Annotated in this window: 10 protein-coding genes; 6 read left to right on the top strand and 4 right to left on the bottom strand. The window is 60.9% G+C overall.

The window, feature by feature from the left end; translation table 11 throughout:
- The first annotated feature begins 37 nt into the window (after window positions 1-37).
- Complete coding sequence (tusA, locus tag I5961_RS19210) at window positions 38-289, top strand: sulfurtransferase TusA (protein WP_085700519.1); 252 nt, start codon at window positions 38-40, stop codon at window positions 287-289.
- A gap of 50 nt (window positions 290-339) precedes the next feature.
- Here tusA and I5961_RS19205 read toward each other — a convergent pair whose 3' ends face one another.
- Window positions 340-1,749: an MATE family efflux transporter gene (locus I5961_RS19205; protein WP_085700518.1), complete on the bottom strand. Its 1,410-nt coding sequence runs from the start codon at window positions 1,747-1,749 to the stop codon at window positions 340-342.
- 179 nt (window positions 1,750-1,928) lie between these two features.
- Between I5961_RS19205 and pdxB the strand changes: the two genes are divergently transcribed.
- Window positions 1,929-3,071, top strand: a complete 1,143-nt coding sequence (pdxB, locus tag I5961_RS19200; protein ID WP_085700517.1) for a 4-phosphoerythronate dehydrogenase PdxB — start codon at window positions 1,929-1,931, stop codon at window positions 3,069-3,071.
- Window positions 3,072-3,128: 57 nt separating this feature from the next.
- On the opposite strand, the gene I5961_RS19195 is transcribed toward pdxB, so the two are convergent.
- A complete protein-coding gene (locus I5961_RS19195) occupies window positions 3,129-3,308 on the bottom strand; it encodes a PA1571 family protein (RefSeq protein ID WP_085613114.1) in 180 nt (59 codons plus the stop codon).
- A 259-nt stretch (window positions 3,309-3,567) separates the two neighbouring features.
- On the opposite strand from I5961_RS19195, the gene I5961_RS19190 reads away from it, so the two are divergent.
- Both I5961_RS19190 and I5961_RS19185 read left to right on the top strand, forming a co-directional pair.
- Window positions 3,568-5,343: an ABC transporter transmembrane domain-containing protein gene (locus I5961_RS19190; protein WP_170929777.1), complete on the top strand. Its 1,776-nt coding sequence runs from the start codon at window positions 3,568-3,570 to the stop codon at window positions 5,341-5,343.
- A gap of 65 nt (window positions 5,344-5,408) precedes the next feature.
- Window positions 5,409-6,434 carry a Fic family protein gene (locus I5961_RS19185; protein WP_227233069.1) on the top strand — a complete coding sequence of 342 codons (1,026 nt, stop codon included), beginning with the start codon at window positions 5,409-5,411 and terminating at the stop codon, window positions 6,432-6,434.
- Between the two features lie 89 nt (window positions 6,435-6,523).
- On the opposite strand, the gene I5961_RS19180 is transcribed toward I5961_RS19185, so the two are convergent.
- Complete coding sequence (locus I5961_RS19180; protein ID WP_227233068.1) at window positions 6,524-8,452, bottom strand: transglycosylase SLT domain-containing protein; 1,929 nt, start codon at window positions 8,450-8,452, stop codon at window positions 6,524-6,526.
- A gap of 215 nt (window positions 8,453-8,667) precedes the next feature.
- Here I5961_RS19180 and I5961_RS19175 point away from each other — a divergent pair, with 215 nt between their 5' ends.
- The gene (locus tag I5961_RS19175) at window positions 8,668-10,590 is read left to right on the top strand and encodes an ATP-binding cassette domain-containing protein (protein WP_085700514.1); all 1,923 of its coding nucleotides are present in this window, start codon (window positions 8,668-8,670) and stop codon (window positions 10,588-10,590) included.
- Window positions 10,591-10,666: 76 nt separating this feature from the next.
- On the opposite strand, the gene I5961_RS19170 is transcribed toward I5961_RS19175, so the two are convergent.
- Window positions 10,667-11,104 carry a universal stress protein gene (locus tag I5961_RS19170; RefSeq protein WP_085700513.1) on the bottom strand — a complete coding sequence of 146 codons (438 nt, stop codon included), beginning with the start codon at window positions 11,102-11,104 and terminating at the stop codon, window positions 10,667-10,669.
- A gap of 103 nt (window positions 11,105-11,207) precedes the next feature.
- On the opposite strand from I5961_RS19170, the gene I5961_RS19165 reads away from it, so the two are divergent.
- The gene (locus I5961_RS19165; protein WP_085700512.1) at window positions 11,208-11,645 is read left to right on the top strand and encodes a hypothetical protein; all 438 of its coding nucleotides are present in this window, start codon (window positions 11,208-11,210) and stop codon (window positions 11,643-11,645) included.
- The last annotated feature ends 155 nt before the right edge of the window (window positions 11,646-11,800 follow it).

The raw sequence follows: 11,800 nt of genomic DNA, 5'->3' as shown, positions 1-11,800 counted from the left end.
CTTGGGCGACAATGCCGGCCAGTTTCAGGAGTGAATCATGAGTGAAATGATCAATATGCCGGTCGACGGCACCCTCGACGCTACGGGCCTCAACTGCCCGGAGCCGGTGATGATGCTGCACCAGCACATCCGCGACCTGGTGCCCGGTGGCCTGCTCAAGGTGATCGCCACCGACCCGTCGACCCGCCGCGACATCCCCAAGTTCTGCGTGTTTCTTGACCATGAACTGGTGGGGCAGCACGAAGAGGCCGGGACCTTTCTGTACTGGATCCGCAAGAAGTCCGGTTGATCGGAAAGCAAAAAAAAGACCTGCATGTGCAGGTCTTTTTTTATGCCCGGTCAGCCCATCGAGCGGCTGATGCGAATGCGTGTGCGTGCACTGCGCGTCAGGCGGATCGATAGCATCAGCGCCGCGCAGCTGAGGCCGACGATCAGGCCTTCCCACAAGCCGCTCGGGCCGCGTGGTTCACCGAGCCAGTCGGTCAGGCCGAGGGCGTAACCCACCGGCAGGCCGATGCCCCAGTAGGCGAACAGGGTCAGGATCATCGTCACCCGGGTGTCCTGATACCCACGCAGTGCGCCGGCGGCGGTGACCTGGATCGCGTCGGAAAACTGGAACAGCGCCGAGTACACGATCAGCATCGCGGCGATGTGAATCACCATCGGATCCGACGTGTAGATTGCCGCAATGTGTTCGCGCATCAGCAGCATCATGCTCGCCGACAGGCAAGCGTAAGCCAGCGCGGTGCCCATGCCGACACCTGCCGCGAAACGCGCTTCGCGGGGCTCTTCACGGCCCAGAGCCTGGCCGACCCGCACAGTCACGGCCATGCCCAGCGAGTACGGAATCATGAACACCAGCGAGCTGACGTTCAGCGCAATCTGGTGCCCGGCCACCACCGTGGCGCCGAGGCTGCCGATCAACAACGCAATCACCGCAAAGATGCTCGACTCGGCAAACACCGCGACGCCGATCGGCAGACCGATGGCCAGCAAGCGCTTGATCACCGCCCATTGCGGCCAGTCGAAACGGCTGAACAGTTCGCTCGACTTGTAGGCCGGCGCCCAGCGCTCGTAACCGGCCAGACCCAGTGCCATCACCCACATCACGATCGCCGTGGCCCAGCCGCAACCGACGCCGCCCATGGCCGGTACGCCGAGGTGACCGTAAATGAACACGTAGTTCAGCGGAATATTCAGAGCCAGACCGCACAGGCCCAGCACCATCGCCGGGCGGGTGCGACCGAGACCGTCACTGGTGCAGCGCAGCACATGGTAGATGGCCACGGCCGGCAGACCGCTGGCGATGCCGTGCAGGTACTGCATGCACGGGCCGATCAGTTCCGGATCGACTTTCATCAGGTGCAGGATCGGTTCGGCGCTGAACAGCATCGTGGTCGCCATCAGGCCCACCACCAGTGCCAGCCACAAGGCCTGACGCACGATCGGGCCGATTTCGCTGTGGGTGCCGGCGCCGAAGCGCTGGGCGACTTTCGGTGTGGTGGCCAGCAGAGTGCCGGTCATCAGCAGGAACACCGGCACCCAGATCGAGTTACCCAACGCCACGGCCGCCAGATCCTTGGGCCCGACGCGCCCGGCCATCACCGCATCGACGAAGCCCATGGCGGTGGTCGCCAGTTGCGCGATCATGATTGGCAGGGCCAGGCCGAGCAGATTTTTCAGCTCCAGGCGAACCCGGGCAGGGCGGTTGAGGGAAACGGCAGCGGGGCGGTCAGTCACGGAATTCACAGGCAAAGCGTCCACAGGGGTTGATGCGCAAGGCCGGGCATTCTACGCCGTTGACGTTATGGTCAGGAAAAATCCTCTGTTGCGGATTTGTAATCGCCCCGCCTCATCAAGAAGTCAAAGCCTGCTGGCTCATCGCAGCCCCAGCGCCTACACTGCCGATCCGCCCAAGGAGCCCCGCCATGCTGATTGTTGCCGACGAAAATATCCCGCTGCTCGATGCCTTTTTTGCCGGTTTCGGCGAGATCCGCCGGGTGCCGGGCCGCTCCATCGACCGGGCCACGGTCGAACAGGCCGATGTATTGCTGGTGCGCTCGGTGACCAACGTCAACCGCGCACTGCTGGAAGGCAGCAAGGTGCGTTTTGTCGGCACCTGCACCATCGGCACCGATCACCTGGATCTCGATTACTTCAACGAGGCCGGCATCACCTGGTCCAGCGCGCCCGGCTGCAATGCCCGGGGCGTGGTCGATTACGTGCTCGGCAGCCTGATGACCCTGGCCGAAATCGAAGGCGTCGAATTGAGTGAGCGCACTTACGGCGTGGTCGGTGCCGGTGAAGTCGGCGGGCGCCTGATCAAGGTGCTCAAAGGCCTGGGCTGGAACGTGAAAGTCTGCGACCCGCCGCGTCAGGCGGCGGAGGGCGGCGATTATGTCAGCCTGGAGCAGATCATCGCGCAGTGCGACGTGATCAGCCTGCACACCCCGCTGACCCGCAGCGGTGATGGCGCGACCTGGCATTTGTTCGACGAGCAGCGTTTGCAGCAGCTCAAGCCCGGCGCCTGGCTGATCAACGCGGCTCGCGGTCCGGTGGTGGATAACACCGCGTTGCGCGAAGTGCTGCTGGAGCGTGAGGACCTGCAAGCAGTGCTTGATGTCTGGGAAGCCGAACCGCAAGTCGATGTGGCGCTGGCAGAACTTTGCGTACTGGCGACGCCGCACATCGCCGGTTACAGCCTCGATGGCAAACAGCGCGGCACGGCGCAGATCTATCAGGCGTACTGCGAATTTATCGGTGAGCCCGCCAGCATTCAGCTCGGTGATCTGCTTCCAGCACCTTGGCTTTCGGAAGTTTCCCTGCATGCCGACAGCGATCCGGCCTGGGCGCTGGCGATGTTGTGCCGTGGCGTGTACGACCCGCGCCGGGACGACGCGGATTTCCGTCGCACCCTGCTGGGCAGTGTCGGTGAGCAACGCGCCGCGTTCGATGTGTTGCGCAAACAGTATCCGGTAAGGCGCGAGATCGAAGGCTTGAAGGTGCGAATCGAAGGAGACTCGCCGACCTTGCGCCAGATCGTGACGGCGCTGGGTGCTGTGGTCGTATAAAAAACGGGCAGAAAAAACCCGGCCTGCAGGGGCCGGGTCAGGAAGACGGTGGCGATATCACTTTTGTTCGGCAGGCTTGACCAATCGCTGTTCCAGTTCGCGGCATGCGTCCTGGATCATGTCTTCAGTGATCTCAATTTCACGCCCGTTTTCGTCGATGATCGAGCAACCCAGAGGTTGGCCGGGCTTGGTGCGGATCACTTCAATCTTGTCATCGCTGCTGTTTTGCAAGGACATGGCCTGTCTCCTCATCAGGTTGTGCGCCTAAGTTAAATCCGTCAGGTGACCAGGCTGTGACAACTCCCTGCGGTCGGTCCGGAACGGCATCTCCACTCAAACAGAAATGACCGTCCGTCTCAACCCGGACCTTAGACCAATAGCCTCTAGGGGGTAGTCTTGCCGGTCATAATTAACCTGACTCATTGTGATTTGCAGAGTTCCACCCCATTTGACTCTGTAGGCCGGCCCTATCCATCAGCACACGACGTGAACCTGAATGATCCCGATGCTCTCCTCGCGCCACCGCCGGGCCCTGCGCCTGACCATTCATTTCCTTACGCCCTATCGCTGGCCGGCATTCGGCGCACTGCTCGCACTGATCGTCACGGCGGGCATCACCCTGTCGATGGGGCAGGGCATCAAGTTGCTGGTCGATCAGGGTTTCATGACCCAGTCGCCGCACTTGCTCAACCAATCCATCGGCCTGTTCATGCTGCTGGTTTTCGGCCTGGCGCTCGGCACCTTTGCGCGGTTTTATCTGGTGTCCTGGATCGGTGAGCGCGTGGTGGCGGACATCCGTCGGCAGGTGTTCAACCATCTGGTGTACCTGCATCCCGGGTTTTACGAGGACAACCGCAGCTCGGAAATCCAGTCGCGGCTGACCGCTGACACCACGTTGCTGCAATCGGTGATCGGCTCGTCGCTGTCACTGTTCCTGCGTAATTTGCTGATGGTCATTGGCGGTGTGGTGCTGCTGTTTATCACCAACGCCAAACTCACTAGCATCGTGGTGATCGCGCTGCCGCTGGTGATTGCGCCGATCCTGATCTTCGGCCGCCGCGTGCGTAACCTCTCCCGGCTGAGTCAGGACCGGATCGCTGACATTGGCAGCTACGTTTCTGAGACCCTCGGCCAGATCAAGACCGTGCAGGCCTACAACCATCAGGTGCAGGACGAACAGCGTTTCGCCAGCACCGTCGAGCAGGCGTTCGAAACCGCACGCAAACGGATTTTCCAGCGAGCCTGGCTGATCACTCTGGTCATCGTGCTGGTCCTCGGCGCCGTTGCGGTAATGTTGTGGGTCGGCGGTATGGACGTGATTGCCGGGCGGATTTCTGCGGGTGAACTGGCAGCGTTCGTTTTCTACAGCCTGATCGTCGGTAGTGCTTTTGGTACTTTGAGCGAAGTGATTGGCGAGTTGCAGCGAGCGGCCGGCGCTGCCGAGCGCATCGCCGAATTGCTGCGCTCGGAGAACATCATCCAGCCACCGACCACGGGATTGGTGACGCTGCCGGAGCGGGTCAAAGGTGAGCTGGAACTGCAGGATGTGCGTTTTTCCTACCCTTCGCGTCCCGAAAACCTTGCCGTCGATGGCTTGAGTCTGACGATCAACGCCGGCGAAACCCTCGCCCTCGTGGGCCCGTCCGGCGCGGGCAAGTCCACGGTGTATGACTTGCTGCTGCGTTTCTACGATCCCCGGGAAGGACGGATCCTGATTGACGGCGTGCCGCTGACGAGCCTTGATCCGCTGGACCTGCGTCGCTGCTTCGCGCTGGTCTCGCAAACCCCGGCGCTGTTCTTCGGCAGTGTTGAAGAGAACATCCGTTACGGCTGCCCGACCGCCACGCTGGAGCAGGTCCAAGAAGCTGCGAAAATCGCTTATGCCCACGACTTCATCGAACAAATGCCCGACGGTTACCAGACCCATCTGGGTGACGGCGGCCTCGGCCTGTCAGGCGGACAACGCCAGCGTCTGGCCATCGCCCGGGCGCTGCTGGTCGACGCGCCGATCCTGCTGCTCGACGAAGCCACCAGCGCCCTCGATGCCCAGAGCGAACATCTGATCCAGCAAGCGCTGCCGAGCCTGATGCAAAACCGCACCACACTGGTCATCGCCCACCGGTTGGCCACAGTGAAAAACGCCGATCGGATCGCGGTGATGGATCAGGGAAAACTGGTGGCGATCGGCACGCATCAGGAGTTGATTGCCAGTAATCCGCTGTATGCGCGGTTGGCGGCGTTGCAGTTCAGTGATGGTCAGAAAACACATTGAATAAGGCTGCCAAGCTCGATGGCATCGGGCACTATGGCGACCATTGAGATGCCTTCGGAAGGGATATGAGCCGCTACCAGCCCCCATTGACCCTGACGCCTCGAATGCTCGGACTGATCGCGGAGATCAGTGAGCAGATCGGTCGGCTTTCGGCTGCCGACAGCGGGCGACAGACACCCCAGTTGCGTCGTGGGAATCGTATTCGAACGATCCAGGCTTCTCTGGCAATTGAAAACAACACGCTCAGCGTCGAGCAGGTGACTGCTGTATTGGCCGGGCAACGGGTGCTGGGTTTGCCTCGAGAAATTCAGGAAGTGCGCAATGCTTTTGCCGCTTATGAATGCCTGATTGACTGGAAACCCGGTAATCGATCGGATTTGCTGCGCGCTCACGAGCTTTTGATGCAGGGGCTGATTGACGAGAGTGGGCGCTTTCGGCGAGCAGGTGTCGGTATCTATCGAGGTGAGCAACTGGTCCACATGGCGCCGCCGCCGAGCCGGATTGCCCAATTGGTGGACGACTTGCTGGCGTGGCTCGATGCTTCGGACTGGCATCCGTTGATTACCAGTTGTGTTTTCCACTATGAGTTCGAGTTCATCCATCCTTTCGCTGATGGCAACGGGCGAATGGGACGGCTCTGGCAAACGTTGATCCTCAGCCAGTGGCGGCCGGTGTTGGCGTATTTGCCCGTTGAGGCGGTGATTCGTGAGCAGCAGGATGATTACTATGCGGCGTTGTCGGCCGCTGACCGACTGGCAGAGTCAACACCGTTCGTGGAGTACATGTTGAATGCGTTGAATCTGGCGTTGCGTGAGGCTATCGAAAGCGAGCCTTCTACCGACCTAGTAAGCGACCCAGTAAGCGACCCAGTAGCGAAGCTCTTGCGTGTTCTTCAAGGTCGGTCACTGAGAATCAGCGAGTTGATGGCTGAAATGGACTTGTTGCACAAGGCAACCTTCCGGGCCAACTACCTTAATCCTGCGCTGGCCGATGGAATGATTGAAATGACAGTTCCCGAAACGCCAAACAGTCCGACACAAAAGTATCGATTGACCGATCTTGGCAGCGCGGCAGTTGCAAAGTTGATGTGACGGAAGGTTCAAAGGCGCAATAAAAATGCCCGCATCTCTCGATGCGGGCATTTTTGTTTACGTCGATCTATCGGCGATACGAGCTTCAATCACTGATCGTCGAAATACCGCTCATGCCAATCCACCAGCGGTTGCGGCGAGTTGAGTTTCTGACCGTATATCACTGAGTAGGACAGCACGTTCTGCACGTACTGGCGGGTTTCGTCGAACGGGATGCTTTCCACCCACACATCGAAGCTCAGGTGGTCGGCACCGCGCAGCCACTGACGCACGCGGCCGGGGCCGGCGTTGTAGGCGGCGGAGGCGAGCACGCGGTTGCCGTTGAACTGGCTGTGCACCTGGCTCAGGTAGGCGGCGCCGAGCTGGATGTTTTTATCCGGATCGAGCACCTGCTGCGGCGAGGCCAATGGAATGCTGAACTTGCGCGCGGTTTCCTTGGCGGTGCCGGGCATCAGTTGCATCAGGCCGCTGGCGCCGACGCTGGAGCGGGCATCGTCCATGAACGCACTTTCCTGACGGGTGATGGCGAATACCCAGCTGGAATGCAGGCCGCGCACCTTGGCTTCGCGTACCAGGGTGTCGCGGTGGGCCATCGGGAAACGGATGTCCAGGTCGTCCCAGTACTGCGCCTGACTGATGGTGCGGATGGCCGGGAAGTACCATTTCAGGTCGTAGGCCAGTTTGGCCTGGGCGACCATTTCGTCACGGTTGAAATGCCGGCTGACGTGGTACCACTCGCGACGTCCGTCGACGATCTGCCCACGGGCGTGGAACTCCAGTGCGCGGCGCACGCCGGGGGTGTTGCGCACCTTGTTGATCAGCGCCTGACTAAGCACCAGCGGTTTGTTGTTCAGCGAATACGGCGATTGCGAGCGGTCGGCGGCGAGGAAACCGTAGAAATCACGCTCCCGCGACAGATTCTTGTACAGCGTCTGCGCTTCCGGGTTTTGCGGTTGCGCCAGTTCCAGACTGCGGGCCTGCCAGTAACGCCAGCGGTTGGTGGTGGCCAGATCCTGCGGCAGACGGCGGGTCAGTTGATAGGCGTCGTCCCAGCGCGCCAGACGCAGCAGCAGGCGCAGGCGCCATTCGGACACGGTGTTGTCGCGCAGTTCCGGGTCGTACTTGGTCATCACATCCAGCGCGCGGCTGTCGAAGCGGCGGGCCAGAGTCAGACCGATTTCCCGGGCGATCGCGACTTTTTCATCGCGGGAGAAATGCATGCTGCTGGCATATCCGTCGAGCAGGGCCATGGCCTTGTCCGGGTCCTGGCGCGCGAGGCGGCGCAGGCCGAGGCTGACCACGTCCGACATCGGCTCATCGGCTGGCGTGAATCGCGACGGCTGGTTGAGCAGTTCCGGTTTTTGCGCCACATCCACCAGCAGGCGGCCGCGCGGGGCGAGGGTGGTCAGGCCGTTGACCAGGCTGTTGGCCAGCGGATAGTTGCGGTGCTGGGCGGCGAGTTTGGCGCGTTCCCAGCGTTTCTGCTCGGTCAACTGACCTTCGGCGGCCCACATGCCAAACAACGCATCGCAGGCGGCGGGCTGGGATTTGCCGGTCAGCCACAGCTTCTCGGCGTTGGCATAGCCCTCGGCCTTCTTGTCGTGGCTGATCTGGTACTGCGCGTTCAGGCAGTCCAGTTCGGTGAAATTCAGTTTGGGGTCGTAATACTTGACGAACGTCGCCCAGTCGCCGCGATCGGCCAGCCAACGCAGCCAGCGCAACTTCATCCAGTTGGCTTGGGGCAGGTCACCGTGTTCGGCCAGGAATTTTTCGATCTCCGCGTTGCTGGCGGTTTTCAGCCGGGCGGTCAGCTCGTCATAAGCCAGGTATGGCTCCAGCGGATAGTCGGCCAGAGCCTGGCTGTAACGGAAATACGGGCCGGTGTCGCCCTTGGCGAGGGCACGCTTGGCTTCATCGTAATACTGGCGTTGGGTGGACAGGTCCACCGCCTGGGCGGATTGAACGGCAGCGGCGGAAAGCAGCAAACATGACAAAACACTGAAGAGGCGACTGCGCATGAGACATCCGGGCAGAGAAATCATGACAAGTGCCGGCCCTAAACCTGCACTGAATTGCCTGTAGCTTAGCCTTTTGCCAGCAAGGGGCGAAAGCTTTGCCGGCCTTGCAGCACAAGTTCGCAACAATTGTTGTGCAGAGTGCGTCAGCGGCGAAATTGCCGGCCTGCTCGGGTCCCGATTCAGGTAGAATGCGCGCCCGGTTTTTGGAGAAGCTCATGACCCTGCTCAAATTCAGCGATGTGTCCCTTGCATTCGGCGCGATGCCGTTGTTGGACAAGGTGTCCTGGCAGATCGCCCGTGGTGAGCGGGTGTGCATCATCGGCCGCAACGGCACTGGCAAATCCAGCATGATGAAACTGGTCAAGGGCGACCAGAAGCCCGATGACGGCTCGGTGTGGCGTGCCCCCGGTCTGAAAATCGGTGAATTGCCGCAGGAATTGCCGCTGGCCGACGAGCGGACCGTGTTCGATGTGGTGGCCGAAGGCCTCGACGGCGTGGGTGCGCTGCTTGCCGAATACCATCATCTGAGCCAGAACATCGTCACCGACGCTGATCTGGAAAAACTGATGCACGTCCAGCACGATCTCGAAGCCCGTGACGGCTGGCGCCTGCAGACCCTGGTCGACAGCACCCTAAGCCGTTTGCAACTGCCGGCCGACAAGACCCTCGCCGAGTTGTCCGGCGGCTGGCGTCGTCGCGTGCTGCTGGCGCAGGCGCTGGTGTCCGAGCCGGATCTGCTGCTGCTCGACGAACCGACCAACCACCTGGACATCGGTGCGATCGCCTGGCTCGAAGAAGCGCTGAAGGATTTCCAGGGCGCCGTACTGTTCATCACGCACGACCGTTCCTTCCTGCAAAACCTTGCTACCCGCATCCTCGAACTGGATCGCGGTGGCCTGATCGACTGGAACGGCGACTACGCCAGTTTCCTGGTGCACAAAGAAGCCGAGCTGGCCGCTGAAGAAACCGCCAACGCGCTGTTCGACAAGCGTCTGGCTCAGGAAGAAGTATGGATTCGTCAGGGCATCAAGGCCCGTCGTACCCGTAACGAAGGCCGCGTGCGTGCGCTGAAGGCCCTGCGTGTCGAACGCAGCGAGCGACGTGAGCGCACCGGCAAGGCCAACATCCAGCTCGAAACAGCGGAGAAGTCCGGCAAGCAGGTGATGGTGCTGGATAACGTGAGCTTCGCCCACCCGGGCGGTCCGTTCCTGATCCGCGATTTCTCCATGGTGCTGCAGCGCGGCGATCGCATCGGCCTGCTCGGCGCCAACGGCACCGGCAAGACCACCCTGCTGAAACTGATGCTCAGCGGTCTGCAACCGACCAGCGGCAAAGTGGAGGAGGGCACCAAGATCGACGTGGCCTACTTCGACCAGTTGCGCCATCAGCTGGATCTGGAAAAAACCGTGGTCGACAACGTCGCCGAAGGTCGCGATTTCATCGATATCAATGGCCAGAGCCGCCACGTGCTGAGCTATCTCGGCGACTTCCTCTTCAGCCCGCAGCGTGCCCGCACGCCGGTGAAGGCGTTGTCCGGTGGCGAGCGTGCGCGTCTTTTGCTGGCCAAACTGTTCAGCAAGCCGGCGAACCTGCTGGTACTCGACGAACCGACCAACGACCTCGACGTGGAAACCCTCGAGTTGCTCGAAGAGGTGCTGCTGACTTTCAACGGCACCGTACTGATGGTCAGCCACGACCGGGCATTCCTCGATAACGTGGTTACCAGCACCCTGGTCTTCGAAGGCGAGGGCAAGGTTCGCGAATACGTCGGTGGCTATCAGGACTGGATCCGTCAGGGCGGTTCGCCGCGTCTGTTGGGCGTGACTGAAAGCAAATCCGGCAAGGCTGACCTGAATTCGGCGGTGGTCACTGCCGAACCGGCTCCGGTTGCCGCGCCGGTTGCTGCGGCTCCTGCTGCGAAGAAGAAGCTGAGCTACAAGCTTCAGCGCGAGCTGGAAGCCTTGCCGGGAGACATCGACGCCAAAGAGCAGCAGATTGCTGCTGTTGAGGCTGAAATGGCTGAAGCTGGCTTCTACCAGCGCCCGCCAGCCGAGACGGCCAAGGTGATTGCCTCCCTGGAGCAGATGCAGGCTGAGCTGGATGCGCTGGTGGAGCGTTGGGCGGAGCTGGACGCCTGATTGTTTCCAGGCATTAAAAAGCCCGGCGTCCAGTGATGGGCGCCGGGCTTTTTTGGTTTTTCATAAGTGAGTGGGATCAGCGTTTGACCAGATGCACCGCCAGCACGTCGCAAGGTGCGCCGTGCAGCACGTCATTGGCGGTCGAACCCAGCAGCAGTGCCAGACCGTGTCGGCCATGGCTGCCGACCACGATCAGGTCGCAGCCCTGTTCCTTGGCGAAGTGGTGGATCTCCTGACGCGGCTGGCCGTAGGTCAGGTGGCAGTTGGCGCCTTCGAGCTCGGTGTACTTGTGTTTCAGGCGTTCCAGGCGTTCCTTGGCTTGATCGAACTGCTGTTGTTGCAGTTGTGACAGATCCATCGGCACGTCGCCACCAAAGGCCATGGCCATCGGTTCGACGATATGCACCAGCGACAGCTTGGCGCCATTGCTCACCGACAGCTCTCGGGCGCGGTGGATCACAGGGTCGCACTCTTCGGTCAGATCTACGGCGACCAGAATATGGTGGTAGGGCATGAGGTGCTCCTCGTGAGGGATCAATATTGTTAAGTATGGCTGGTTTCAAGCGCATTGGTTCCAAAGTGACGCAATGGGCTCGTTCAAATTCGGGAGTAGAGATATGACGGTCTGGCTGGTGGTGTCAATCCTGCTGGTGGTGTTGAGTCCGCTGGCGTGGTTGCGTCCGTCCCGTGCACAAAGTGGACGGATAGCCTTGCGCACGGAGGCCCGACGTATCGGGCTGGCCATGCAACTGGCGCCGCAGGAGTGGCCACATTGGCTGAGCCAGGAGCCGCCAAACCCGTGTGCGCAATACCATCGGCCACGGCGTGGCAAGCAGCCGGTGTGCTGGACCTATTGGCAGAAATCTCCGGGCGTGTGGGTCAATCAGTGGCAGGAAGTCTGTGAAGATCCGCTGCTGATGAATCATTTCGAAAAATTGCCGGGCAACGTTTTCAAGGTCGAAGCCGACAAGCAGATGATTGCGCTCTATTGGGGCGAGAAGGGTGACGCGTCGGTTTTGCTGGAAATCGATGCAACGCTCAAAGCGCTGGCATGACTCTCGGACTTTTCGCGCTGCAACGGTGCGAAACGTCTGGCAGACGCGCAATAAAAAGCCCGACATGATTCATCGGGCGGGGTTGGCCAGGCAGGCCGGAAATTCTTTTTGGCGTTGATCCGGTGTGATCCGGTCAGCAAACGTGCGCCCGTTTT

The organism is Pseudomonas sp. IAC-BECa141 (assembly GCF_020544405.1).
GTDB lineage: Bacteria > Pseudomonadota > Gammaproteobacteria > Pseudomonadales > Pseudomonadaceae > Aquipseudomonas.
This window is presented reverse-complemented; position numbering and strand designations above follow the sequence as displayed.